This window comes from Arthrobacter sp. YAF34, from assembly GCF_052113245.1.
GTDB lineage: Bacteria > Actinomycetota > Actinomycetes > Actinomycetales > Micrococcaceae > Arthrobacter.
The window spans coordinates 21,969-45,643 of the sequence record NZ_JBFRCV010000008.1 but is presented as its reverse complement, the minus strand read 5'-3'; the positions used below and the strand labels follow the sequence as shown (position 1 = coordinate 45,643).

25 protein-coding genes, 1 other RNA gene, 1 pseudogene and 1 riboswitch are annotated in these 23,675 nt (G+C 66.6%); of the genes and pseudogenes, 14 read left to right on the top strand and 13 right to left on the bottom strand.

What is annotated here, in order from left to right; all coding sequences use genetic code 11:
* Both AB4Y72_RS11350 and AB4Y72_RS11345 read right to left on the bottom strand, forming a co-directional pair.
* The gene (locus AB4Y72_RS11350) at positions 1-873 is read right to left on the bottom strand and encodes a glycosyltransferase family 2 protein (protein ID WP_441426262.1); all 873 of its coding nucleotides are present in this window, start codon (positions 871-873) and stop codon (positions 1-3) included.
* A gap of 150 nt (positions 874-1,023) precedes the next feature.
* Positions 1,024-3,009, bottom strand: coding sequence for a DUF6541 family protein (locus tag AB4Y72_RS11345; RefSeq protein WP_441426261.1), 1,986 nt, complete (start codon positions 3,007-3,009; stop codon positions 1,024-1,026).
* 211 nt (positions 3,010-3,220) lie between these two features.
* Between AB4Y72_RS11345 and AB4Y72_RS11340 the strand changes: the two genes are divergently transcribed.
* The 13 genes and pseudogenes from AB4Y72_RS11340 (at position 3,221) to ssrA (ending at position 13,816) form a co-directional block, all read left to right on the top strand.
* Positions 3,221-4,444 (top strand): CpaF family protein, encoded by a 1,224-nt coding sequence (locus AB4Y72_RS11340; protein ID WP_441426260.1) that lies wholly within the window; start codon positions 3,221-3,223, stop codon positions 4,442-4,444.
* Positions 4,444-5,297: pseudogene (locus AB4Y72_RS11335) on the top strand (type II secretion system F family protein). The gene AB4Y72_RS11340 and the pseudogene AB4Y72_RS11335 overlap by 1 nt, the downstream one beginning before the upstream one ends.
* A complete protein-coding gene (locus AB4Y72_RS11330; RefSeq protein WP_441426259.1) occupies positions 5,294-6,235 on the top strand; it encodes a type II secretion system F family protein in 942 nt (313 codons plus the stop codon). Before AB4Y72_RS11335 ends, AB4Y72_RS11330 begins: the two are co-directional and overlap by 4 nt.
* Positions 6,236-6,420: 185 nt before the next feature.
* Entirely contained in the window at positions 6,421-6,624 is a 204-nt protein-coding gene (locus AB4Y72_RS11325; protein WP_441426407.1) for a hypothetical protein, read from the top strand.
* A gap of 7 nt (positions 6,625-6,631) precedes the next feature.
* Positions 6,632-7,057 (top strand): TadE family protein, encoded by a 426-nt coding sequence (locus AB4Y72_RS11320; protein WP_441426258.1) that lies wholly within the window; start codon positions 6,632-6,634, stop codon positions 7,055-7,057.
* The gene (locus tag AB4Y72_RS11315; RefSeq protein WP_441426257.1) at positions 7,038-7,517 is read left to right on the top strand and encodes a hypothetical protein; all 480 of its coding nucleotides are present in this window, start codon (positions 7,038-7,040) and stop codon (positions 7,515-7,517) included. The genes AB4Y72_RS11320 and AB4Y72_RS11315 overlap by 20 nt, the downstream gene beginning before the upstream one ends.
* A 113-nt stretch (positions 7,518-7,630) precedes the next feature.
* Positions 7,631-8,044: a pilus assembly protein TadG-related protein gene (locus AB4Y72_RS11310; RefSeq protein WP_441426256.1), complete on the top strand. Its 414-nt coding sequence runs from the start codon at positions 7,631-7,633 to the stop codon at positions 8,042-8,044.
* A gap of 165 nt (positions 8,045-8,209) precedes the next feature.
* A complete protein-coding gene (prfB, locus tag AB4Y72_RS11305; RefSeq protein ID WP_441426255.1) occupies positions 8,210-9,325 on the top strand; it encodes a peptide chain release factor 2 in 1,116 nt (371 codons plus the stop codon).
* A 194-nt stretch (positions 9,326-9,519) separates the two neighbouring features.
* Entirely contained in the window at positions 9,520-10,365 is an 846-nt protein-coding gene (gene ftsE, locus AB4Y72_RS11300; RefSeq protein ID WP_441426254.1) for a cell division ATP-binding protein FtsE, read from the top strand.
* Positions 10,362-11,276: a permease-like cell division protein FtsX gene (gene ftsX / locus AB4Y72_RS11295; RefSeq protein WP_441426253.1), complete on the top strand. Its 915-nt coding sequence runs from the start codon at positions 10,362-10,364 to the stop codon at positions 11,274-11,276. Before ftsE ends, ftsX begins: the two co-directional genes overlap by 4 nt.
* A 26-nt stretch (positions 11,277-11,302) precedes the next feature.
* Entirely contained in the window at positions 11,303-12,727 is a 1,425-nt protein-coding gene (locus tag AB4Y72_RS11290) for a peptidoglycan DD-metalloendopeptidase family protein (protein ID WP_441426252.1), read from the top strand.
* 112 nt (positions 12,728-12,839) lie between these two features.
* Entirely contained in the window at positions 12,840-13,310 is a 471-nt protein-coding gene (gene smpB, locus AB4Y72_RS11285; RefSeq protein WP_441426251.1) for an SsrA-binding protein SmpB, read from the top strand.
* Positions 13,311-13,447: 137 nt separating this feature from the next.
* Positions 13,448-13,816, top strand: a transfer-messenger RNA (tmRNA) gene (gene ssrA, locus AB4Y72_RS11280).
* A gap of 89 nt (positions 13,817-13,905) precedes the next feature.
* On the opposite strand, the gene AB4Y72_RS11275 is transcribed toward ssrA, so the two are convergent.
* The 4 genes from AB4Y72_RS11275 to AB4Y72_RS11260 all read right to left on the bottom strand — a co-directional run bounded on the left by AB4Y72_RS11275 (position 13,906) and on the right by AB4Y72_RS11260 (position 15,546).
* The gene (locus AB4Y72_RS11275; protein ID WP_441426250.1) at positions 13,906-14,250 is read right to left on the bottom strand and encodes an SHOCT domain-containing protein; all 345 of its coding nucleotides are present in this window, start codon (positions 14,248-14,250) and stop codon (positions 13,906-13,908) included.
* Between the two features lie 53 nt (positions 14,251-14,303).
* Positions 14,304-14,774, bottom strand: a complete 471-nt coding sequence (locus AB4Y72_RS11270) for a DUF6325 family protein (protein ID WP_441426249.1) — start codon at positions 14,772-14,774, stop codon at positions 14,304-14,306.
* A gap of 217 nt (positions 14,775-14,991) precedes the next feature.
* Complete coding sequence (locus AB4Y72_RS11265; protein ID WP_261792271.1) at positions 14,992-15,126, bottom strand: hypothetical protein; 135 nt, start codon at positions 15,124-15,126, stop codon at positions 14,992-14,994.
* Between the two features lie 48 nt (positions 15,127-15,174).
* The gene (locus AB4Y72_RS11260) at positions 15,175-15,546 is read right to left on the bottom strand and encodes a hypothetical protein (RefSeq protein WP_441426248.1); all 372 of its coding nucleotides are present in this window, start codon (positions 15,544-15,546) and stop codon (positions 15,175-15,177) included.
* A gap of 252 nt (positions 15,547-15,798) precedes the next feature.
* Between AB4Y72_RS11260 and AB4Y72_RS11255 the strand changes: the two genes are divergently transcribed.
* The gene (locus tag AB4Y72_RS11255) at positions 15,799-17,166 is read left to right on the top strand and encodes an MFS transporter (RefSeq protein WP_441426406.1); all 1,368 of its coding nucleotides are present in this window, start codon (positions 15,799-15,801) and stop codon (positions 17,164-17,166) included.
* Between the two features lie 5 nt (positions 17,167-17,171).
* On the opposite strand, the gene AB4Y72_RS11250 is transcribed toward AB4Y72_RS11255, so the two are convergent.
* The 7 genes from AB4Y72_RS11250 to hisN form a co-directional block, all read right to left on the bottom strand.
* Complete coding sequence (locus AB4Y72_RS11250) at positions 17,172-17,540, bottom strand: fluoride efflux transporter FluC (protein WP_441426405.1); 369 nt, start codon at positions 17,538-17,540, stop codon at positions 17,172-17,174.
* Positions 17,540-17,977: a fluoride efflux transporter FluC gene (locus AB4Y72_RS11245; RefSeq protein ID WP_441426404.1), complete on the bottom strand. Its 438-nt coding sequence runs from the start codon at positions 17,975-17,977 to the stop codon at positions 17,540-17,542. The genes AB4Y72_RS11250 and AB4Y72_RS11245 overlap by 1 nt, the downstream gene beginning before the upstream one ends.
* Positions 17,978-18,005: 28 nt before the next feature.
* The gene (locus AB4Y72_RS11240; protein ID WP_441426247.1) at positions 18,006-18,719 is read right to left on the bottom strand and encodes a metal-dependent transcriptional regulator; all 714 of its coding nucleotides are present in this window, start codon (positions 18,717-18,719) and stop codon (positions 18,006-18,008) included.
* A gap of 16 nt (positions 18,720-18,735) precedes the next feature.
* On the bottom strand, positions 18,736-20,022 hold the full coding sequence (locus tag AB4Y72_RS11235) for an Nramp family divalent metal transporter (RefSeq protein ID WP_441426246.1): 1,287 nt from the start codon (positions 20,020-20,022) through the stop codon (positions 18,736-18,738).
* A gap of 145 nt (positions 20,023-20,167) precedes the next feature.
* On the bottom strand, positions 20,168-20,962 hold the full coding sequence (locus AB4Y72_RS11230; RefSeq protein WP_441426245.1) for a class I SAM-dependent methyltransferase: 795 nt from the start codon (positions 20,960-20,962) through the stop codon (positions 20,168-20,170).
* A 140-nt stretch (positions 20,963-21,102) separates the two neighbouring features.
* Positions 21,103-22,581, bottom strand: a complete 1,479-nt coding sequence (locus tag AB4Y72_RS11225; RefSeq protein WP_441426244.1) for an aminotransferase class V-fold PLP-dependent enzyme — start codon at positions 22,579-22,581, stop codon at positions 21,103-21,105.
* 34 nt (positions 22,582-22,615) lie between these two features.
* Positions 22,616-22,729: riboswitch (SAM riboswitch) on the bottom strand.
* A gap of 100 nt (positions 22,730-22,829) precedes the next feature.
* Positions 22,830-23,642: a histidinol-phosphatase gene (hisN, locus tag AB4Y72_RS11220; protein WP_441426243.1), complete on the bottom strand. Its 813-nt coding sequence runs from the start codon at positions 23,640-23,642 to the stop codon at positions 22,830-22,832.
* Between the last annotated feature and the right edge of the window lie 33 nt (positions 23,643-23,675).

Here is a 23,675-nt window from a genome sequence, read left to right as displayed (position 1 = left end):
TCAGACGCGGTAGCTGGATTTCAGCCGCGCCTCCACGCCGAGTCGGTCGCGCTCGCCCAAGCGGCTGGCAGCCTCCATCATGCAACGGGTGAATTCAGCAATGTCGGGGTCCTCCGGGTACGGCTTTCCCGCCGCCGGACGGTTATAGAGGATGGTGGAGGCCGATCCGTGGAACCCGAGACGGTCCGCGGCCAGCTTGCCGAACGATTCCGCGAGGATCTGGTCCCCGTTCTCGTCCGACCATGCCCGGGTCTGGCTCAATTGGGTCTGGTGGCGGCGGTAGGCAATCGTTGGCAGCCTCGGGATGCGACGCATGCGCAGCCCGGCCGTCGCGGCACGAAGCCACAGGTCATAGTCCTCTGCGGGGGTCGCCTGGTACCCGCCGAGCGACTCCAACGAGGCGCGCCTGGCGTACATCGTCGGGTTCATCAGCACGTTCGTCAGCAACAGATGCAGCGGCATGGCCTCAGCGGAGATGCCCGGCTCGAAGCGCGGTTTGAAAGGGACATTCCTGGCGTTGATCATGAGAGCCTGCGAGAAGACCATGTCGACGCCGTCGAGTGCCCGCCGCTGGACGGAAAACCTCCACGGCAGGCAGATATCGTCGCCGTCGATGCGGGCGACATGCTCGCCGCTGGCCTGCGAGAGCAGGGCCGTCGAGGCGGCAGCGACGCCGGCCGACTGCTCGTTTCGGAAAACCTTGAGCCGCTTGTCACTCACACCCGCGAGGAATGCCTCGGTGCCGTCCGTGCTGCCGTCGTCCATGACGAGTAGCTCGGAGTCCCGCGGCATTGCACGCAGGGTGCTGCCAACGGTTGACTTCAGGTAGGGCATCCCGTCCTTGACGGGGATCAGCACGCTCAGCTGTGGCACTTTCGACCTTTCGGTTAGCTAATGTTCGAGTCTAGTCGCCGGCACCGGTGCGCACGATTCGACGCAAGCCACAGCGGTTCAGCGTGAGAGCGGCTAGCAAGGCTTGTACAACGGGAGTCAAAGCTCTCCGCCGGCACAGTCCGGATGTCTTTACCGGCAGGCTACGACCTCGTACAGCTTGGCGTCACCCTGGGAGTCGACGAGCCGGAGACCGGGGTTCTTGGCCAGGTCAGCCGAGCTTGGGAAGGTGTGGTGGGCGCCCTCGAATACTTCTCGGGGGCCGAAGTCAAGAACGAAATTTGCTCTTTGATCTCGGACGATCCCGCAGGCACTCGATTTCTTCGATATCGTAGCGAGCTGCTTCAGCAGGGACAGCTCGGAGGCAGTCGGTGAGGTGCCTATAGCCGGAAGCATTGCGCGCCGTCCGGTATATGCATATACGAGCGAGGCCCCGGTCCATGGATTTCCGATGACCACGGCATCTGCCGGAACATGTTGGTCCAGACGCTTTAGCAGTGCCTCCTCATCGTTTGACAAGAGGGGAGATGCAGCGGTCGATGCGTATCGGGTGGCCGCATCGGCCTGTGCCGTATCTATTGTGCGGCCTTGCGCCAAGGCTGCTGCTACGCAAATCAAAAGGACGGTTGCGGCGATGGACATGGCCCGCACAGGAAATCGCCGTGGCAGAGGTCCTCGACGTAGGACCTGGACTGCCCGTTCAACCAGCCAGGCTCCTCCGACCGCAGCTATCGCGATCGTCGTTACGGGAAGCAGGGCCGCCAAGCGATAGCTGTCGTTGTACCAAATCCCTGTCCAGAAGTTGCGAACGGGACCCACGGGATAACCGCTAACGATCGCGTAGAGCGCGACTGAGACAGCAAAAGATCCAATCATCCAAAGGCGCCGCTGGCGGGACAATATGACGACGCCGACGATGGTAAGGGCAAATATCAGCCAAGGTATGTCGCGGCCCTGCGGTGTGCTCATGAGGGCTTCGCCGACGGCGCGTGGCACGGTCGTCTTGGGTAGCCATGACGAGGCGGCTTCGGTGGGCCGAATCACTGTCCAGAGTGATATCGCAATCAGCGCGTAGGCGGCGACGCCGGCCAGCGAGACTAGCGAATCGCGGAGTCTGTGTTCCTGACCTTTGAGGGAGCGAAGGCGCTGGATGAGCCAGGCGCCCACCGGTGCGGCAGTGAGGGCAACCAAGGCCATGGTCGTGCTTGGATGGGCGACTGTCAGCGCCGCCGACGAGAGGGCAGCGAGCGAGAAGTACAACCAGCGTGATGTTGGGGCGCCGCGTCCTAGCCCCAAAAACATAACTACGGCGCCCATGCAGAAGGGCAGCAGCGCGATTGAAAGGAGGTTTGGATACAAAACGCCGAAATCGATCATCAGGTAGGGGAACGAACTGAATCCCGCGGACAAGGCCCCTGTCACCAACATCGGGATAAGCCGTTTACCCGTAAGTGTCGAAACAAGGAACATGGCGGACAGTGGCCACACCAACGCCGCGATGACAATGTTGGCCGCATTTACGCCCACGGGAATGGTACTGCCGCTGGCTTCGATCACTAGTGACACCACGTCATGCCAAGCGCCCGGATAGAAGCTCAATTTGTTCGATGCCGGATCCAAGGAGCCCATGGTCAGGGAAGATGCCCTGCCGGTCTCCAGGATTGTCCTTATGGCATTTAGGTGAAAAACGTTGTCGTATGTCTGGGAAATGTGATCCGGGCTGCCGAGTATTCGACGGAACCTGTAGAAGATGATGATGGCGGGGATGCTCAGGGCCAGGAGGTAGCCGGCGGCTCGCAGACCCCGTGCCTTTGTAAGCCGGGGACGAAAGTTGATTCGGGGCCATTCGCCGGCGTTCCGCCGGATTGACAGTATTCTCACTGCTGCGGCCAGAGCGATGACGAGGGCCGCCACACACATAAAGGTGAGAACAGACCACTGGATATGTAGGGCCTGGAGGGCGATCGCTCCGGTGGCTACTATAAAGACGGTGAGAGGGGCGGCGGACGCCCACAAAGTCAGCCCCCGCGCCCCCATTACTGCAGCCAGGACGGCGCCAGGAACATATAGCAGCACCACACCAACTGCAAGTGTGGGGATGATGTCCGTCCAGCTCATCAGGTGCGTCTCCTAGATTTGACCAAAGTATTCAGCATACAGTCCCGTCCCGGGCACGCGATTACGCGAGGACGCCGGGCAACAGGGTGGCCGCTGCCGCGATCTTATCCACAAGTCCCTTCGCCGCCCTTGTCGGAACGCCCGGGCTCCTCTAGCTTTAACCCAGTTGCACTGCCCCAGGGGGAGGGGTAGCGGTCATGTTGGGGGCACCGTGGAAGCTGTGCGCATCGTTGAGGGCGAAGTCCGTGAGTTGATCCGCCGGCGCGGTCTTGATCCATTGCGGCAGAGCGGGGAAGTCCGCCGCCTCGTGGAGGAGGCGATCAGCGACTACGACGAGCGGGCGCTGCTCGCACCGCTTCCGCCCATCGGCCCGCTGGAGGTGGCCAGGAGATTCGTCTTCGACGCTGTGGCGGGGTTTGGCGCGCTTCAGCCGCTACTGGACGATCCGGGCATCGAGGAAATTTGGCTGAATGCGCCGAATGAGATCTACGTGGCGCGCAACGGTGAATCTGAACTGACCTCCGTGTCGCTGACGGATCAGCAGGTCCGGGACCTCGTGGAGCGGATGCTCAAGAGCTCCGGCCGGCGGCTGGACATGTCCTCCCCGTTCGTGGATGCGGCGCTCCCGGACGGGTCTCGTCTCCACGTCGTGATTCCCGACGTCACCCGGCGCCACTGGGCCATCAATATTCGCAAATTCGTGGTCAAGGCCAGCCGGCTGGAACATCTGGTGGAGCTCGGAACGCTGACGCCCCAGGCGGCCAGGTTTCTCGGGGCGGCCGTCGCCAGCGGCCTCAATATCCTGGTCTCGGGCGCCACCCAGGCCGGCAAGACCACCATGCTCAACTGCCTTGCCGCGAGCATCGGCACCCGCGAGCGCGTCATCACGGTGGAGGAGATCTTCGAACTGCAGTTCCCGCTCCGCGACGTCGTGGGGCTTCAGTGCCGGCAGCCGAACCTGGAGGGGCAGGGAGAGATTCCGCTGCGGCGGCTCGTCAAGGAGGCGTTGCGGATGAGGCCGGACCGGCTGGTGGTCGGGGAGGTCAGGGAGGCCGAGAGCCTGGACATGCTCATCGCTTTAAATTCCGGGCTTCCCGGGATGTGCACCGTTCATGCGAATTCTGCACACGATGCAGTGACGAAGATCTGCACGCTGCCGTTGCTTGCCGGCGACAACATTTCGAGCGCCTTCGTCGTGCCCACGGTGGCGTCCTGCATCGACCTGGTGGTCCATTGCAGCCGGCACGCCACGGGGCGCCGGCAGGTCACGGAGATCCTGTCCTTGGGCCGGCGGGTGGAAAACGGCATCATCGAATCGTCCATGGTGTTCACGATGTCGGACGGGCAGCTTCTGCCCAAAGCCAACTCCATGCCCGCCGCGGAAAAGTTTGCCCGCTCCGGGTTCGACGTCGCGGCGCTGCTGGAGCTGCGCTGATGGCGCCGCTCCTGGGGATGCTGGGCGGCGCCGGTCTTCTCCTGATCTGGTGGTCGGCATGGGAACAGCCCGAGACCACCCCGCGCAAACCCCGGACGAGCCGGCTTGAAGACCTGTTGCGGGCGGCCGGCATTGAAAAGGTCAGCGCGGCCGGCCTGCTTGCCTCGTGCCTTGGGGTCGGGGTGTTCACCGCTCTCGCATTCTTCGCGGCGACAGGATCGGGGCCCATGTCGTGTTGCTTCGGCCTGTTCGGGGGCTGGCTGCCGATGGCGATGGTCCGGTGGCGCGCGAGAAAGCGCGCCGCTGTCCTCCGCCAGCTTTGGCCTGACGTCGTCGACCATCTCCGGTCGGCCATCAGGGCGGGCTTGTCACTGCCTGAGGCCCTCATCCAGCTGGGCGAGAAGGGTCCCGTGGAGCTTCGCCACATATTCGTGGACTTCGGCTCCGACTACCGTTCGGGGGGCCAGTTTGATCCCTCGCTGACCCGGCTCAAGGAACGTCTGGCCGATCCCGTGGCGGACAGGATCATCGAGGCGCTCCGGCTCACCCGGGAGGTGGGCGGCTCGGATCTTGGCCGGCTGCTGGGAACCCTCGCAGAGTTCCTGCGGGAGAGCGCCCGGACCCGAAGTGAACTGGAGGCTCGGCAGTCCTGGACTGTCAACGCCGCACGCCTGGCCGTGGCAGCACCGTGGATTGTCCTGGTGTTATTGGCGGGCCGTCCGGAGGCCGTGGTGGCCTACAACACCCCGGCGGGGGCCGGGTCCTCCTGGGCGGCCTGGCGGTCTCGCTGGCCTCCTACGCCATCATGTTGCGTATCGGTGCACTGCCGGAAGAGCAGCGGGTGCTCCGATGACGGGGCTCATGGCGGGGGCCGCGGTGTGCGGGGCGGTGCTGGGTACCGGACTCTGGCTGTTCCTCGTGCGGCTTCCCTTCATGCGCCCGACGACGTTCGTCGAACGTATTGCTCCGCAGTTGAGAACCCACAATCTGGAGTCCCGCCTGTTGCGCCCGGCCCCGAGGAACGTCACCCCGTTTGGGCCGCTGGAGCGGATTCTCCGCCCGGCGATCCGCGACGCCGTCAGATCCTTGGGCCGAATCAACCTTGGCGCTACGGCACTGAACCGCAGGCTGGCCCGTGCCGGCAGCGCCAAGACGGCGGTGGACTTCCGGGCCGAGCAGCTCCTGTGGGCCGCTGGCGGCTTTGTCCTCGCCGTCGCCGTCGTGGCGCTCGCCGGCTCGATGGGCCGCTTCAGCCCGTTCGTCGCCGCCATGGCGGTGCTGGGGAGCGCCATCGGTGGGTTCCTGCTCCGGGACTACCTGCTGGGCGCGCGCATCAAGAGACGGGAGACCCGGATGATGGCGGAGTTTCCCAGCATCGCGGAGCTCATGGCCCTGGCCGTCAGTGCTGGCGAAAGCGCCACCGGGGCGCTGGACCGGGTCTGCCGCAGCGCGCGGGGCGAACTCTCACAGGAATTCAACCGCGTCCTTGGCGAGACCAGGGCCGGAAAGCCGCTCGTTGAAGCCCTGCGGGAGTTATCGTCCAGGACCGATCAGGCGCCCCTTGTCCGCTTTGTTGACGGGGTGATCGTGGCCGTTGAGCGCGGTACGCCCCTCGCCGACGTTCTTCGGGCGCAGGCACAGGATGTCAGGGACACGGCCAAGAGGGAGCTGATGGAGTCCGCCGGAAAGAAGGAAATCGGGATGATGGTCCCGCTTGTGTTCGGCGTCCTGCCGCTCACGGTCATCTTTGCCGCCTTCCCGGGCCTGGTCGCAATCAGTTTGGGACTCTAGGGGCCGCCCGGCACACCCGAAGAAGTAATGGCAACGCGATAGGGAAGGTGCGGGGAACCGCTGGACCGGTAGCGGGGAAGGCCGCCGATCCAGAAGGAAAATCCAGAAGGACACGAAAAACCAGGAAAGAGGGCATTGTGAAGATCTTTGGAACCCGGGTGGCGCTCATGGCTTGTGCGCTGGGCATGGTGACCTGGCGGTCGACGGAGCCGCAGCAAGGGCAGTGGAACCGCCCCGCGCGGAGGCCAGGTCATCCCGAGCGGGGCGACGTCCCGGGCTGGGTGATGATAACGCTCATGTCGGCGGTCCTGGTGGCCGCCCTCCTGGCCCTCGCCGGTCCTGCACTGGAAGGGCTCTTCAACCAGGCCATGGACAAGGTCGGACAGTAGCCGAGGCATGCACCGTGAACGCGGCGGGAATATCCGGCGCACTGGGCGCCCTGGGAACGGCACGGACCCTGAGCACGGCGCCGCCGTGGTCGACTTCGTGCTGGTCGGCGCGCTGCTGACGCTCTTCTTCCTTGCAATCGTCCAGCTCACCCTGGTCCTGCACATCCGGAACACGCTGATCGACGCCGCCGCCTCCGGCGCCAGGTACGGCACGCTGGCCGACCGAAGCTCCGGGGATGCCAGGGACCGGACGGTCCAGCTGATCACAGCGGCGCTCAACCCCGAGTTCGCCCGGGACGTAACCACCAGCGAATCGACCTACCAGGGCATCCGCACGCTGGAAGTGACAGTCCGCGCCCCGTTGCCGGTCATCGGCTTCATCGGCCCCCGGGCGCTCCTGGAGGTGCACGGTCATGCGGCCATCCAGCCGTGAACGGGCGCCCCGCCGGGAGGACGTCGCCGTTCCGCACGGCGGCCCCTCCGCGGAAGAGGGAAATGCCGTGATCGAGTTCGTCTTTCTCGCCGTCCTGCTGATGGTGCCGCTCGTCTACTTCATCATCACCGTGGCCCAGCTTCAGGGCGGCTCGTTCGCGGTGGTCGGCGCCGCTGACCAGGCTGCCAAGGTCTACGTTGCCCAGCCGGACGCGGCCAGGGGGCGGGCCGCTGCAGAGCAAGCCGTGCTGCTGGCGCTCGCGGACTACGGCCAGCCGGCGGAAAACGCCCGCATCGACACCCGCTGCGAACCCGCGGACTGTTTGGCCCCCGGTTCGGCGGTGACGGTCACGGTCCACCTCACCGTGCCCCTGCCGTTTGTGCCCTTCAGCGATGCGCTCCATCTGAACGCGAGCCAGCTCAGCGCATCGGCAACGCAACTGGTGGGCAGGTTCCGGTGAGTCGCCCCGCCGCCGGACCCGAGCGGCCCCGACCCCGGCGCCCGGGACCCCGCCGCTCCGCACGGTCCCCGCGCCCCGGCCGCCGCGCCCGGGACCACAGTCAAGAGGGCCAGGTGCTGGTGCTGAGCATCGGCTTCATTCTGGTTGCCCTGCTGCTCGCCACCGTCGTGATCGCCGCATCCAGCGTCTACCTCGAACACAAGAAACTGCTGTCCCTCGCGGACGGCGCCTCGGTGGCCGCGGCGGACAGCTTCACCCTCGGACAGATCGGCAACGCCGGCGGCACGCCGTCTGCCGTGCTCAGCGGGGCCAGGGTGCGGAGCGCCGCCGTCGACTATCTGGACCGCAACGGCGCCTTCGGCCGCTTCAGCGGCCTCACCGTGGCGCCGGCCACGGGCAGCCCGGACGGGGCCACCGCCGTCGTGGTGCTCAGCGCGGCGGTGCACCCGCCGGTAGTGAATTTCCTCGTCCCGGACGGCATCCGGATCGAAGCGACGTCGACGGCGCGGTCCCGTCTCAGCCGCTGAGCTGACCCCTCGCCTCTGTTGCCCTATCAGGCCATGCTGCCAACCGGGCCCCATGGCAACCCGGTATGACAGGGCAACGGGGGAAACCATAGGGCAACCACGGGAAACCACGGGGCAACCGGGCGGGTCAGGGGGCTAGGACACATAGCGTAGGCTTAAAAAACCATGGCAAACATTGATTTTCCCGCTGAAATCCGCGCGCTGCGGGCCACCTACGCGTCCATCGAGAACGTCTCGAACGTCGAGGCGCTCAAGGAAGACATCGCCGAGCTCAGCGAGCGGGCCGGTGAACCCAATCTGTGGGACGACCCCGCCGCGGCGCAGGTCATCACCTCCAAGCTCTCGCACAAGCAGTCCGAGCTGGAACGGCTCAACAAGCTGGCCGCCCGGATCGACGACCTCGAGGTCCTCGTGGAGCTCGGCCAGGACGAGGACGACGCCGACTCCATGGCCGACGCCGCCGCGGAGCTGGAATCCGTCCGCAAGGCGCTGGGCGACCTCGAGGTTGTCACGTTGCTCTCCGGCGAGTTCGACGAGCGCGAGGCCGTGGTCACCATCCGGGCCGGCGCCGGGGGAGTGGACGCGGCGGACTTCGCCGAAATGCTGCTGCGCATGTACCTGCGCTGGGCCGAACGCCACGGCTACCCGACCACCATCATGGACACCTCGTACGCCGAAGAGGCCGGGCTGAAGTCGGCGACGTTCGAGGTTAAGGCGCCGTACGCCTTCGGCACGCTCAGCGTCGAAGCCGGCACCCACCGCCTTGTCCGGATCAGCCCGTTCGACAACCAAGGCCGCCGCCAGACCTCCTTCGCGGCTGTGGAAGTGATCCCGCTGATCGAGCAGACGGACTCCATCGACATCCCGGACAACGAGATCCGCGTGGACGTCTTCCGGTCCTCGGGCCCCGGCGGCCAGTCGGTCAACACCACCGACTCCGCGGTGCGCCTGACCCACATCCCCACCGGCACCGTCGTGTCCATGCAGAACGAGAAATCGCAGCTGCAGAACCGCGCGGCCGCCTTGCGGGTGCTGCAGTCCCGCCTGCTGCTGCTGAAGAAGGAACAGGAAGACGCCGAGAAGAAGGCGTTCGCCGGCGACGTCAAGGCCTCGTGGGGTGACCAGATGCGTTCCTACGTCCTGAACCCGTACCAGATGGTCAAGGACCTCCGCACCGAGCACGAGGTCGGCAACACGTCGGCAGTTTTCGACGGCGAGATCGACGACTTCATCGACGCCGGAATCCGCTGGCGGACGGACAACCGCAACGCCGAGAAATAGGCCTGCCGCTTCGACTGAGTGCCCGGGCTGGCAGGTCACCGGGAATCGTGCGACACACCCCGCCGTTCCGGACGATCCGCCGTTACCCGTGCGTATAGTCGAGGGGCCGGAGCTCTACTTCCCCCAAACGAAAGCCCTTGCGCCGGCAGCAGAACCGGGCCCCCGCGGCCCTGTCCTGCAGGGTACTAAGGGCCATGATCCGTTTCGAAAATGTCACCAAGGTCTATGACCAGAAGGCGCGGCCGGCGCTGGATTCGATCAACCTTGAGATCGACCGTGGCGAATTCGCCTTCCTCGTCGGGGCCTCCGGCTCCGGCAAATCGACCTTCCTGCGCCTGGTCCTGAAAGAGGACCGCGCCTCCTCCGGCGCCGTCTATGTCGCCGGCCAGAACGTCGCCAACATCTCCAGCTGGCGCGTGCCGCGGCTGCGGCGCGGAATCGGCGTCGTCTTCCAGGACTTCCGCCTCCTGCCGCAGAAGAGCGTCTTCGCCAACGTCGCCTTCGCCATGCAGGTGATCGGCAAGAGCCGCAGCGTCATCCGCGACACCGTCCCCGAGGTCCTCAAGACGGTGGGCCTGGAAGGCAAGGAAAACCGCCTCCCGCACGAACTCTCCGGCGGCGAGCAGCAGCGTGTGGCGATTGCCCGCGCGGTGGTGAACCGGCCCGGCATCCTGCTGGCCGACGAGCCCACCGGAAACCTGGACCCCACCACCTCCATGGGCATCATGGGCGTGCTGGACAAGATCAACCAGAACGGCACCACCGTGGTGATGGCCACGCACGACGACGACATCGTCAACGAGATGCGCAAACGGGTCGTGGAACTCAAGAACGGCGTCGTGATCCGCGACGAGGCCAGGGCGCTCTACACCTCCATGATTCCGGTGGTGGGCCAGTCCCGCCGCCTGAAGGACGCCAGCGGCCGGGACGAGCAGGCCGCCATCGACTCTTCCGGTGTCTCGCCCCAAACTGAGCCACGCGCTGAGACACGAGCCGAGGCGCGCGCCGGACTCCGCGCCGCAGGGGAGGGGCAGGCGTGAGGCTGGCATTCATTCTCGGCGAGATCGGCAGCGGTCTGCGCCGCAACCTGTCCATGGTGATTTCCGTCATCCTGGTGACCTTCGTGTCCCTGACCTTCGTCGGTGCCGCAGGCATGCTGCAACTGCAGATCAACCAGATGAAGGGCTACTGGTACGACAAGGTCCAGGTGGCGATCTTCCTCTGCAGTGACGGCTCGACGGCGCCTGGCTGCGCCACCGGGCCGGCCACGCCGGAGCAGGAGAACAACCTGCGCAAGCTGCTTCAGTCGCCCGCGGTGGCGCAGTACGTCAACGACTTCCAGTACGAGTCCAAGGCCGACGCCTACAAGCACTTCAAGGAACAGTTCTCCAATTCCCCGATCGTTGATTCGGTGACCCCGGACCAGCTTCCGGCGTCCTTCCGGATCAACATGAAGGACCCGGAGAAGTACGAGATCATCAGCGAGACCTTCTCCTCCCAGGCCGGCGTGGAGACCGTCATCGATCAGCGCCAGCTGCTGGAACGGTTGTTCTCGGCCATGAACGCGGCATCCTTGGTGGCCGTAAGCATTGCCGGCGTCATGATCATCTGCGCCATCTTGCTGATCGCGACGACGATCCGGCTGTCCGCGTTCAGCCGGCGCCGTGAAACAGGCATCATGCGCCTGGTGGGCGCGTCCAAGATGGTCATCCAGCTGCCGTTCATCCTCGAAGGCGTCATCGCCGCGGTGATCGGCGCGGCCCTGGCCTCGGGCACCCTGTGGGCCGTGGCCCGCTTCTTCCTCGAAGGGGTCCTGTCTAAGCAGTATCCGGACACCGCCTTCATCTCGCCCGGGCAGACCCTCATCCTGGTACCCGCCCTGATTGGCTTGGGCGTCGTCCTGGCCGGAATTTCCTCCCTGCTGACCCTCCGCCGGTACTTGCGGGTCTAGCCGTGTTTAGTGAAAAGGGAATCCTTATGACACCGATGGCCCGCCGCCCCCGCCAGCAATCCCTCCGGCATCGCCTGGTGGGACGCCGCGGCCGGATGATCAGCGCCACGCTGGCGCTGGTCCTGGCCGCCAGCATGGGAGCCTCGACATCGGTGGCCTTCGCCGACGACCTTGAGGACCAGCAGGCGGCACTGAAGGATCAGGCTGCGCGGGTCCAGGACTCCCTTGAGTTCGTGGACGCCAAGATCTCCAAGGCCGCCGGAGACCTGGTCATGTACCAGGGGCAACTGCCGGGCGCCCAGCGGGCCCTGGTGGACGCCCAAGGCCGGGTGGCCGGCGCGGTTCAGGAAGTGGAGGCCCTCGCGGCCCGCGTAGACCTGGCGCAGCAGAACAAGGCAAAAATCACCCAGCAGATTGAGGCGGACAAGCAGAAGATTTCGAGCACCAAGAAGCTGATCGGACAGATTGCCACTCAGGCGTACATGTCCGGCGGCGTCCCGTCCAACCTTTCGCTTTTCTTCGGTTCCAATCAGGGCAGCAGCCTGACGGACACCATCGACCTCGCGGATCAGGCCCTGCGCAGCCAGAACTCCGCGATGGATAAGCTCACCCAGCAGAGCGCCACCAACGTCAATTCCCAGGCCCGGCTAGCGGCCGTCGAGGCCGAGATCACGGATCTCAAGGCCAAGGCCGACGCCGCGCTGGCGCGGGAAAAGGCCGCCCGCGACGAGGCCGAAGCCAAGAAGGCCAAGGTGGACAAGCTCATCGCCGACACCACCCGGCTCGACGCCCAGCTCCGGGCTGCCAAGCCGGCCATCCAGAGCAAGCTCGCCAAGGTCAAGGCCCAGCAGGACGCCGTCGCCGCGGAAATCGCCGAACGCGACCGGAAACTGCGTGAAGCCTGGCTGGCGGAACAGCGGCGCATCGCCGAGGCTGCGGCCGCGGCTGCAGCCGCCGCGGCTAAGGCCCAGGGGCAGGCCCCGCCGCCGCAGGCGCCGTACGTGCCGCCCGCGCAGGGCTCACCCTCGGCGTTCGGACTGCGGCACCCGTTCGCCGCCGACATCCCCATCACCTCCGGATTCGGCTGGCGCGCGACGCCGCCGGGCACCATCGACTTCTACGGCACCGGCGGCTACATGCACACCGGCATCGACTTCGGCGCGACCTGCGGCACACCCGTGTATGCCGCGGCGGCGGGCACCGTTTTCTCCGCCGGCTGGGGCGACGACGGTGGCGGCAACCGGGTGAAGATTTCCCACGGTGTGGTCCAGGGCAACTCGCTGACCACGATCTACTATCACAACACGTCCGTGACGGTCTCCGTCGGCCAGCACGTTGACCAGGGGCAGCTGATCGCCTACTCGGGGACCACCGGAAACTCCACCGGCTGCCACGCGCACTTCGAGACCTGGCTCAACGGCAGGGCCGTGGATCCCATGACCCTGCTGTAGCCCGGCCGGGCATCCCGCGGGCCATCCGCTGAGGCGGGCGCCCTGCCGTAAACTGGAAAGACTCCGCACCACCAGGCCGGAGTGAACCGTCAACAAACCGAGGAGTCCTACCGTGCCCAAAGAAAGTGGCCGTAAGGTAGTGGCCACCAACCGCAAGGCCCGGCACGACTACCACGTCCTTGACACCTATGAGGCCGGCATCGCCCTGATGGGCACGGAAGTGAAGTCCCTGCGCGAGGGCCATGCCTCGATGGTGGACGGCTTCTGCACCTTCTACAACGACGAGCTGTGGATGGAGGGCATCCACATCCCCGAATACCACCAAGGGAGCTGGACCAACCACGCCGCACGCCGCCGCCGGAAGCTGCTCTTGCACCGGGACGAGCTCACGAAGATCTCGCACAAGATCCGGGAATCGGGATTCACGATCGTGCCGCTGCAGCTCTACTTCGTGGACGGCCGCGCCAAGGTGGAGATCGGCGTCGCCCGCGGTAAGAAGGAATACGACAAGCGCCAGACGCTGCGCGAGCAGCAGGACAAGCGCGAGGCCCAGCGGGTCATGCGCGACCGCAACCGCCGCTAGCCGCGGCCGGACGCTCCGGGAACTGTACCGGGAATGATTCCCGGGGGCCGTGCGTTATGATTAACTGTCCGGGAAGGAACTGAGCGGGACCGCGAAGCGGTTAAGCAACAGGTACGACCGGTTTGATAAAAAAATACGGGGATGATCGGTTTCGACGATGTTAGTCGCGACAGGTGAAGCGGGCCGAGGATGCAGAATTATCTCGTAAACGCTGTCTGCAAACCAATAAGTGCCGAATCAAAACGCACTGACTTCGCTCTCGCTGCCTAAGCAGTAAGACAGTCCGTCAGCCCGAGGTTGCTATTGCCCCGGATCCTGGCGTCATTTAGATAGCCACTGCTGTTTACCTCCGTCATCGGGGTAAACGGGACTCTTAGATGACTGGGCCCGGATCAGCCAGCTGTTTGCAGCATGACTGGGGCCGAGAAAATCCGACGCAAACTGCGCCCGGAGAAGCCCTGACAACACGACATCGGACGGGGGTTCAATTCCCCCCATCTCCACAAGCATCACCCCGAAAAAGGCGGGGGGAGTGTCTTCTGACACTTCCCCCGCCTTTTTGTTGTCTGGAGAGGTTTTATTGCCCGGAGAGATGCTATGTTCCGAGAACCTTCGCCTTTTGGGCCGCAAACTCCTCTTCCGTGAGGATACCCTGTTCCTTCAGCGCGCCGAGCTGCTTGAGCTGCTCGAGGGCTTCGTTTGAGATGCCGCCCGCGGGGGGCGGCGGAGGCGGGGGCGCCTGCTGGTAGACCGGCTGCTGGTCTTCCGGTGGCGGTTGCTGCTGGGCCATCTGCGCGTCGTAGGCCTCCTGCTGCTTGGCAGCGGTTGCTGCGTCCTTCTCGGCGAATTTGTTGGCCTGCCGGCGCTGGACGCGGCCGCTGACTGCACTGGCCGTCCCGGCGACCACCGCCGTCCTGGCCATACCCCTAAGTAGTCCCATGATTCGTTTCCTCTCACATCTGTTCTATTGCGTCAGGTCTTGAGCGTCAGGTCCTAGACGTCCGGTACCTGCTGCGCGGCGTCGAGCGCTTCAAGGGCGTCGAGTGCTTCCATCACGTCCGGCGCGGGGATTCGCGTGCTGGCGATAAGCTCGCCCCCGCTGTCGCGAACGGCCGCCACGAACGGAGCTGCCCAGGTGTTTTCGTAGACAATCAGCGCGGCGACGGTCCCCGGGAGAACTGCAGCCGTCGCCTCGGCAATGTCGTTATCGTCCAGAAGTCCGGACCGCGCGCCGTCGAAGTAGGCGAACCCGGCCGCCGGACCGCCTGGGTCTGTCAGCTCGAGCACCTCGACCGTGCCGTCCTCGTTCTTCATGACGACGAGGAGATCGAAGAGGCGGATGGTGCCCTGTTCGACGAGCTTGACGAGTTCCTCGCTCGCCCGCCCCGTCAGTCCCGACAGGGGAAACTCAAGGAGTACGAAGTCGACCGGCCCGTGGGCCTCGGTCTCCGGTGTGATTGTCACTGGCGTTCCTCCGGTCTGGTTCGAGCGCGCTGTCCGGCGCACTGGTCTTAGTCTGGTCGTCCCCTACCGGGGCGTCACCACCCGCGTCGAATGATTCCAATAAAGCGCCAACGATGAATCGCCACATCATCCGTTGAGGGTGAGGCCAACCCCGCGAAAACGCCTTGGCGGACCACATCAAAAGGCCGGAAGCAACGGCTTCCGGCCCTGTGATTGTTCAGCGCTTCTTGATGTGTGCCACCGGATCGGTGTGGGCGTCGACGATGTGTTTCGCCTTTTTTTCCGCCCGTTTTTCCTTGATGGTTTTGACTGGCTTCTTTGCCATATTCTGATGCGGTGTCTTGTCAGGCATGGTGCTCTCCCTCACGGCAGGGGCCCGGAATAGCCCCGTCTATCTACGCTACGCCTCGGGAACCGCGGCGTCCACGATGCCCGCGAAGCGGCTGCCGACGCCGTCGTACACGCTGCGCACGAGCCCGGATCCGAGCACCGGGATGTCACGGGCCTCATGGTCGGCGCAGCAGACGTAGGTGAAGTCCGGCCACCACTTCTTGGGCCGTGCCGCTTCGGAGAAACCGCAAACGGCGCACGTGAGCTGGACCCACACCGGCCGCTTGCCGGTCCGGTTCGCCTTGGACTGGACCAGCCAGGCCGGGGGATTGTCCAGCAGCTCGCCGAGCTCGGATTCGGACAGGCGGGAGGGGATGCCGTGACGGTGCGCCATTTCCAGGGGAATGTCGAGGATCTGGGCTGCTTCACGTCGGGTAACCATCCTTCAACGATACGGGAACGACGGCGGCGCGGAGCCACTGAAGTGGCCCGGTGTTAGGCTCGACACACCACCGGCCCCGGTGCAGACCGGACGGTGAGGAAGGCGGCGGCCGTGTCCCAACCCGGTAATTCCCAACCCGGTAATTCCCAACCCGGTGACCCCGGCCCGGGCAGCCTCGCGCCCGGAGCCTCCGGCGCCGTTGCCCCGGCAGTGCAAAAGCGCGTCCTCTATGTCGCGATCGTCGCGTCCTTCATGGCTTTCCTGGACAGTTCCGTCGTCAACCTTGCCCTCCCCGCCATCAGCAGGGAGCTCGGCGGCGGCCTCGTGGTCCAGCAGTGGGTGGTTGATGCGTACCTGCTGACGCTGGGGGCGCTGATCCTGGTGGCCGGCTCGCTGTCCGACCAGTTCGGCCGGGTCAGGGTGCTGCAGTGGGGACTCGCCGGGTTTGCCGCCACGTCTGTCCTGTGCGGCTTTGCCTGGACCGCCGAGCTGCTCATCATCGCCCGCGGACTGCAGGGCATTGCCGGCGCGCTGCTGGTGCCAAGCTCGCTGGCCCTGATCGTCGCGGTGTTCAAGGGGCCGGCCCAGGGGCTGGCCATCGGCCGGTGGTCGGCCTGGACCAGCGGGGCGATTGTCGCCGCGCCGCTGTTGGGCGGATTCTCGGTCGACGTGCTGAGCTGGCGCGTCATTTTCTTCATCAACGTGGTGCCGGCCATCGCGGTGTGGCCGGTGCTGCGGCGGCTCCGCGGGCTTGACCGCGGCCGTACCCCCGGGAGCCGGATCGATGGCCCGGGCGCGGTCCTGGCCGTAATCGGGCTGGGCGGGGCGGTCTATGGACTCATCGAAAGCGGCAGCCAAGGCTGGTCGGCGCCGCAGGCCTGGCTCCCGATGGCTGCCGGGCTGCTCAGCCTGGCAGCTTTTCTCGTGCACGAGGCGAGGACCCCGTCCCCGATGATGCCGTTGCGCCTCTTCGCCGTGCGGAACTTTGGCGGGGGCAATCTCGCGACGACCGCCATCTACGGGGCGCTCTCGCTGGGTTTCTTTGTCCTGGGTCTGTATCTCCAGCAGGTTGCCGGCCTGGGCGCCACCGCCGCCGGGATGGCGCTGCTGCCCCCCACGCTGATGCTCCTGCTGCTGTCCTCCCGGGCCGGTGCCCTCGCGGGACGCTTCGGCCCGCGCTGGTTCATGGCGGGCGGCCCGGTGCTGTGCGCTGCCGGCTTCGTGTTGATGATGAACGTGGGCGCGCCGCTGGACTATGCCGGCCAGATCCTGGTCGGGTTGCTCGTGTTCGGCCTCGGACTCTCGCTCACAGTCGCGCCGCTGACCGCAGCGATCCTGGGCGCCGTCAAGCCCGAAGAGGCCGGGATCGGCTCCGCCGTGAACAACGCGGTGGCGCGCATCGCGGGCCTCGTGGCGATTGCCTTCGCCGGCGTCATTACGGGACCGGCGGTCACGACGGCGGGCCTGCACCGGACCATGGCTATCACCGCGGCCCTGTTCCTCGCCGGCGCACTGATCTCCGCCGTCGGGATCCGGAACCCGCCGCCGGCCGAAATGGCGCCGGGCAAGGCGGCGGAAAGGGCGCCGGATTCACAGGCGCCGCCGCCGGCGGACGGCTGAGGCGCTCAGCCGGCCAGGAAGATCCCGAGGCCCGCGGCGGTGAGGCCCGCGACGAGGTTTGCGCCGATGTTCAGCGCCGCCGCCCGGTACCGTGTTTCGCTCACCAGCCGCACCGTCGCGGTGGTCCATGAGCTGAAGGTAGTCAGCCCGCCTGCCAGCCCGGTCGCAACGGCGGCATGCCAGTCGGCACCCAGCTCCAGCTGGCCGGTCAGGCCAAGGGACACGCCGATGATGAACGACCCTGCGACGTTGACCGCAAGAGTCGCCCACGGCCAGTGCGGCCGGGAGCCCTGATGGTGCGCAAACCAGGAGTCGACGCCGAACCTCAGGAGCGCACCTGACACACCGAAAACTCCGACCAGGAGCGCGGTCATCATTGGGCACCCCCGCCGGCGTCCGCAATCGCCTTGCCGGTTTTCCAGCCGGCGGCCGCGGCACCGAGGCCCAGAACGAGCGAGAGTCCGAGGTAGGCCAGCCAGGTGGCATGGAATCCGGCCCGGATCTGCCGGTCAATGGCCATCACCAGCGCCGAAAAGGTGGTGAAGGATCCCAGCAGGCCCGGCCCGATCCCGGCCCGCAGCCAGAAGGCCGTTTTTGGCCGCGCGATCCAGATGGTGGTCAGGGTGGCCAGGACGAAGCTTCCTGCCACATTGATCGCCAGGGTGGTCCACGGCACTGCGTCGGCGCTTTCGGGGAAAAGCAGGCCGGCACCGAACCGTAGTTCGGTTCCGATCAGCCCGCCGACGGCGACGGCGGACCACGCCTTCCAGCCCGGGACGCCGGGGCGCGGGGCGGCGCGGCGTTCGTCCAGTGCACTTTTCGCTCCGTGCCCCTGTGACTTAGAGGCCAGCAACGCGGCAACCTGCGTGCGCGGCATCGCTGTGGACCCAGAGGGCGGACGCGACTTCGTCGGCGAAATCGAAGTCGCGGGAGCCCGCGGCGGAACCGATCCGCACCACGAGCGGGCCGCCGAACGGCCGCCGGCCCACCACCTCCACTTCGGCGTCGAGATAGATGTCCTCAGCGGCGAGGTAGCGCAGGAGCTCCGGGTTCTCGTCGCTGATCCGGGTGATCCGGCCGGTATGGCCGTCATCGAGCTCGCTGAGCCGGTGGGCGGAGGGCATCAGTACGGTGCCGTCCGCGGCCGGGATGGGATCGCCGTGCGGGTCGCGTGCGGGGTTCCCCAGCTTCGCGGCCATCCGGTCAATGAACGTGTCGGAGACAGCGTGCTCAAGGAGCTCGGCTTCGTCATGGACCTCGTCCCAGCGGTACCCGAGCTCCTGGACGAGGAAAGTCTCGATCAGCCGGTGCCGGCGGACCATGGACAGGGCAAGCTGGAGACCGTCGCCGGTGAGGGTGACGGCGCTGTACGGCTTGTGGTCCACGAGGCCCTGGTCCTTGAGTTTGCGGACCATTTCCGAGACCGAGGAGTTGGCGACCCCCAGACGCTGCGCCAGCTGGGTGGAGGTGATGGGTTTCTGCTGCCACTCGGTGAAGGAATAGATGACCTTGACGTAGTCCTCGATCGAGGAGGAGGGCGCACTGGTCTTCACAGACCCAAGCCTACCGTCAGCCGCGTCCGGAGAACGTGAACCACAGCAGGACCAGGTTGAGGGCCACGACGAGCACCACGCTGATGATGGCGGCGATGCGGAGCGCCAGGCCGTCGGCAAACCGGCCCATCAGGGCCTTGTTGCTGGTCAGGACGACCAGCGGGACAAGGACGAAGGGAATCCCGAAGCTGAGGACCACCTGGCTCAGGATGAGGGCCCAGGTGGGGTCGAAGCCGACGCTCAGCAGCACCACGGCCGGGACCAGCGTGACCACGCGGCGTGCCATGACGGGGATCCGGATCTTGAGCAGGCCCTGCATGATGGTTCCGCCGGCGTAGCAGCCCACCGAGGTGGAGGCCAGTCCGGAGGCCAGGAGCCCCACCGCGAAGACCACACCGACGACGGGGCCCAGGTTCGCGGTGATGGCCGCATGTGCGCCCTCGATGGTGTCCGTGCCCACTTCGCCGCCGAGCGTGGAGGCGGCAAGGAGCAGCATGCCGATGTTGACGATCCCGGCGATGGCCAGGGCGGCCACGACGTCCAGGCGGGTGGCGCGGACCAGGCGGGCGACGGCGGACGGGGGGACATGTTCGTGTTCGTCCGGCCGGTGCCGGTCCCGGGACAGGGCCGAGTGGACGTAGATGGCGTGCGGCATGACGGTGGCGCCGAGCATGCTGGCGGCCAGCAGGACGGAGTCCGGGCCCTGGAAGCGGGGCACGAGCCCGGCGAGGGCTGCCCGCGGATCGGGCGGGCTGATGAACAGCCCGGCCAGGAAGCCGATGGTGAGGATGCCGAGCAGGAACATGATGATGAATTCGAAGGGCCGCTGTTTCTCCCGGGCCTGCACCGCGAGCAGGAGCATCGACACGGCGCCGACGATCACGGCACCGAGGGGGAGGGGGAGGCCGAACAGCAGGTACAGCGCGAGCGCCCCGCCCACCACCTCCGCGAGGTCGGTGGCGGCGGCCACGATTTCGGCCTGCAGCCAGAAGGTGCGGCGCCAGAACGGCCTGAGCCGCTCGCCCAGGATCTCCGGCAGGCTCTTGCCGGTGACGACTCCGAGTTTGGCGGACTGGTACTGGACCAGGACCGCCATGATGTTGGCGACGACGAGGACCCACACCAGCAGGTAACCGTACCTGGCTCCGGCGGTCAGGTTGGCGGCCACGTTTCCGGGGTCCACGTAGGCAATCGACGCCACGAACGCCGGCCCCAGGAGGGTGATCAGTGCCCTGCGGGCACCTGGATGCTTGTAGGTGCGTGCGCCCCGCGGCGGTTGTTCGTGTCCCGTTACGTCCAACACTGCCAGCTCCCGTGATTGGCGCGTCCGCGTTGACGCGATGATCGGCACCGGCAGGAAAGCCGCCGGCGTCAAAGTTACCTTCAAAGTTATTATTGCCTACAAATGATTATTAGGCACACCGAAACCATGGGCTTCCGCGTTTGGCTCAGACCGTCTTGAAGGACCGCCACGTCTGCGTCAGGTAGGGCAGCTGGAGAAGGTCGCCGGGGGCGTGGCCTAAGTGCTCGTGCAGGTACCAGTCGAGGTTGGCCGAGACCTTGGCCCGGGTGGCCGGCGACGCCGCGAGGTAGTAGCTGCGGGACTTGGCCAGCTCCTGGATATCCTCCGTGGTGACGGCATCCTCCCACCGGGTCAGGTGGCTCTCCAGCCCGGTGAACTCGGGACCTAGGGGCGGGCGAAAGTGGGGTTTGTGGACGTCTCCGGCATGCATGATGCGGGAGAGCCGGTGCACCCAGGGCACGGCGGTGTCCAGTTGGTTCCAGATCAGGCCCAGCACGCCGTGCGGCCTCAGGATCCGGGCGATTTCGGCGCTGGCCAGCTGGGGGTCGCACCAGTGCCACGCCTGGGCAACCGTGACCAGGTCGAACCGCTCGGGCTCAAGGCCCGTCCGCTCGGCGGTTCCCTCGACGGCGGTGACATCCGGCAGGGTCCGGCGCAGCTGCTCGAGCATGTCCGCCGACGGGTCAACGGCCACCACGTGCAGGCCCCGTGCGGCCAGGAGTGCGGTGAACTTTCCGGTGCCCGCACCAACGTCCGCGGCGTCCCGGGCTCCCGCCGGGATCAGCCAGTCAGCCGATTCCTGCGGGTAGCCCGGGCGGACGCGTTCGTAGTGCGCTCCGCCGTCCTGGAAGCTTTGTCCGAGTTCCTGGCGGCGCACACCCTGCAGTTTGGGGCCACTGTGCCTTTTGAGGCCACTGGGCATTTTGGGTTCACTGCGCATTTGGGGGCCACTGGGCATTTTGGGCACGCTGTGCAACGTGCGATCTCCTTCGGCAGGTCCTTGATGTCAGTACCTTTCGAATTTACCGCACTGGTTCACCGCACTGGACCGGGTCCCGATTCTGCCGCCCGTAAGACGCCTTAGTCCACACTGCAGGGTGCGGCACCGGCCGTGCCCGGGGTGTTCGGCGCCCAGTGCGGGTAGCTGCGGTTGTCGTTGGCCGGCACCCAGCGGCCGGCGTCCACCACGTAGTCCCAGCCGAGCCCGTCTTGCCGCAGGTGCCGCAGGCCGGCCAGGAGCCGCTCGGCATCCTCCAGCCGCGACCCGAGGCCGAAGCTGGCCCGCAGGGAGCCGGCGGGCAGGCCGAGCCGTTTGAGCAGAGGGTGGGCGCAGAAGCGGCCGTCGCGCAGGCCGATGCCGTGTTCGGCCGACAAGTAGGCGGCCACCAGTCCGGCGTCGTAGCCTTCGACGGAAAAGTTCACGACGCCGATGGTGCCGGCGCCCGGCTCATCGCCTGCAGGGGACGAACGGTAGGACGAAGCGGGCGTCGAATCGGCGAAGATCCGGTGGACCGTTACCCCCTCGATCCGCTGGAGCCCTTCGACGAGGAAGGACCGGATGGCTTCTTCATGCCCGTACCACTGCTCCGTGTCCAGGGCAGCGAGCACCTGTGTGGCGCGGGCCAGCGCTGCCGCGCCCAGGACATTGGGCGAGCCGCCCTCATGCCGGGCCGGTCCCGTGGTCCAGCTGACGGAGTCGAGCCGGGCGTCGCGGACTGCTCCACCGCCGGCCAGGTGCGGGGTGCCGGCGTCGAGCCAGTCGGTCCGCCCCACCAGCACGCCGGCGCCGAACGGGGCGTACAGCTTGTGCCCGGAGAAGGCGAGGTAGTCGACGTCGTCCGCGGCGATATTTATCCGCCGGTGCGGGGCCAGCTGGGCGGCGTCGACGACGATCCTGGCGCCGTATTCGTGCGCCAGTGCGGCGAGGGCCCGGATGGGCAGGATCTCCCCGGTGACGTTGGAGGCGCCGGTGACGGCCAGCAGGCTCACGCCGCCGCGGGCGAGCTCGTCCCGGAGGCGGTCCACGGTGGCGGCCAGGGTGGGGGCGGCGACGACGCTGCGGTGCGGGACGTTTTGCCAGGGCAGCAGGTTGGCGTGGTGTTCGATGTCGAGGTAGAGGACCTCGCCCGCCGGCCGGCCCTCGCGCAGCGGCAGGCAGCCGGCAAGCAGGTTCAGGGAATCGGTGGTGTTGCGGGTGAAGATCACGGAATCGTCCGGCCGGCCGCCCACGAAGCCCCGCACGATGTCCCGGGCGTTCTCGTAGACCGAGGTGCTGATCTGGGACGCGTAGCCGGCGCCGCGGTGGACGCTCGCGTAGTACGGCAGGATTTCGTTCAGGTAGGCCGAGACCACGGACAGGGCCGGGGCGGAGGCGCCGTAATCGAGGTTGGCGTAGCGGGCCGAGCCGCCCTGGATTAGCGGGGCCTGGATTTCGGCCCCGGTGACGGCGGCCAGCGGCCGCGCGGCGGCAGTGATGCGGTGATCGGTCCGCCCGGCAGCATGGCTGGCATCGGTACCGGGGTGGATTTCGGGGGCAGCAGGAAAAACGGCAGTTGTCATGGGACCTCACTCGGACAGGACCCCCCCTCGTGGGAATCCGCGCTTGCCGTGTCCGTTCCGGACCGGCCAGGTCGTCACCCGGGGCACCCCGCCGCGTCTGGAGGGTTGCCGGCCAGCAAACCGGGGTTTAGCGCTGGCACTCGTGACCTGCATCGAGCGTAGGACATCCGCGCCGGCGGGGAGAAGGCAGTCCCCGAATGTGAAGCGGATTGTTACGCGCGCGGAACGCGCGCACCTGCAGCGCGCACCTAGAGGAGGTCGTCGAGTCCGGGGTTGAGCCGCTTGAGCACTTCCGAGTGGAGGATCGAGTTGGTGGCCAGCGCGTTACCGCCGAAGGGTCCGTCCTCGCCCTCGAGCGAGGTGAACCGGCCGCCGGCTTCAGTGACGATCGGCACCAGGGCGGCCATGTCGTAGAGGTTGAGTTCGGGCTCGCAAGCGATGTCCACCGCACCCTCTGCCACGAGGCAGTATGACCAGAAGTCGCCGTAGGCGCGGGTGCGCCACACCTCCTCGGTGAGGCCCAGGAACTCGTCCAGGTTCCCGCGCTGCTTCCAACCGCCGAGGCTGGAATAGGACAGCGAGGCGTCCTCAAGCTTGGAGACGTTGGAGACCTTCAGCCGGGTGGCCGCGGCCAGCGAGCGGCCCGTGTAGGCGCCGGAGCCCTTGGCCGCCCACCAGCGCTTGCCCAGAGCAGGGGCGCTGACGACGCCGACCACCGGCTCGCCCTCGTCAACGAGGGCAATCAGGGTGGCCCAGACCGGGACGCCGCGGACAAAGTTTTTGGTGCCGTCGATCGGGTCAATGATCCAGCGGCGGGAGCCGTGACCCGAGCTGCCGAATTCCTCGCCCAGGACGGCGTCGCGTGGACGGGACCGGGAGAGCTGGCCGCGGATGGCCTCTTCGGCGGACTTGTCGGCATCGGTGACCGGGGTGAGGTCGGGCTTCGTTTCGATCCGAAGGTCGAGCGCCTTGAAACGGCTCATGGTCTGGGAATCGACGGAATCTGCCAGGACATGGGCAAGGCGCAGGTCATCGTTGTAGCTCGAAGCGGATTGGCTCATGGTTCCAAACTACCGGGAAAGCGGGCCTCCAGC

Excerpts from the sequence above, each read along its gene's own strand:
- AB4Y72_RS11345 (WP_441426261.1), bottom strand. The coding sequence starts at position 3,009 with ATGAGCTGGACGGACATCATCCCCACACTTGCAGTTGGTGTGGTGCTG.
- AB4Y72_RS11330 (WP_441426259.1), top strand. The coding sequence starts at position 5,294 with ATGACGGGGCTCATGGCGGGGGCCGCGGTGTGCGGGGCGGTGCTGGGT.
- AB4Y72_RS11325 (WP_441426407.1), top strand. The coding sequence starts at position 6,421 with ATGGTGACCTGGCGGTCGACGGAGCCGCAGCAAGGGCAGTGGAACCGC.
- AB4Y72_RS11320 (WP_441426258.1), top strand. The coding sequence starts at position 6,632 with ATGCACCGTGAACGCGGCGGGAATATCCGGCGCACTGGGCGCCCTGGG.
- AB4Y72_RS11315 (WP_441426257.1), top strand. The coding sequence starts at position 7,038 with ATGCGGCCATCCAGCCGTGAACGGGCGCCCCGCCGGGAGGACGTCGCC.
- prfB (WP_441426255.1), top strand. The coding sequence starts at position 8,210 with ATGGCAAACATTGATTTTCCCGCTGAAATCCGCGCGCTGCGGGCCACC.
- ftsE (WP_441426254.1), top strand. The coding sequence starts at position 9,520 with ATGATCCGTTTCGAAAATGTCACCAAGGTCTATGACCAGAAGGCGCGG.
- AB4Y72_RS11290 (WP_441426252.1), top strand. The coding sequence starts at position 11,303 with ATGACACCGATGGCCCGCCGCCCCCGCCAGCAATCCCTCCGGCATCGC.
- AB4Y72_RS11275 (WP_441426250.1), bottom strand. The coding sequence starts at position 14,250 with ATGGGACTACTTAGGGGTATGGCCAGGACGGCGGTGGTCGCCGGGACG.
- AB4Y72_RS11265 (WP_261792271.1), bottom strand. The coding sequence starts at position 15,126 with ATGCCTGACAAGACACCGCATCAGAATATGGCAAAGAAGCCAGTCAAA.
- AB4Y72_RS11260 (WP_441426248.1), bottom strand. The coding sequence starts at position 15,546 with ATGGTTACCCGACGTGAAGCAGCCCAGATCCTCGACATTCCCCTGGAA.
- AB4Y72_RS11255 (WP_441426406.1), top strand. The coding sequence starts at position 15,799 with ATGGCTTTCCTGGACAGTTCCGTCGTCAACCTTGCCCTCCCCGCCATC.
- AB4Y72_RS11250 (WP_441426405.1), bottom strand. The coding sequence starts at position 17,540 with ATGACCGCGCTCCTGGTCGGAGTTTTCGGTGTGTCAGGTGCGCTCCTG.
- AB4Y72_RS11230 (WP_441426245.1), bottom strand. The coding sequence starts at position 20,962 with ATGCGCAGTGAACCCAAAATGCCCAGTGGCCTCAAAAGGCACAGTGGC.
- AB4Y72_RS11225 (WP_441426244.1), bottom strand. The coding sequence starts at position 22,581 with ATGACAACTGCCGTTTTTCCTGCTGCCCCCGAAATCCACCCCGGTACC.
- hisN (WP_441426243.1), bottom strand. The coding sequence starts at position 23,642 with ATGAGCCAATCCGCTTCGAGCTACAACGATGACCTGCGCCTTGCCCAT.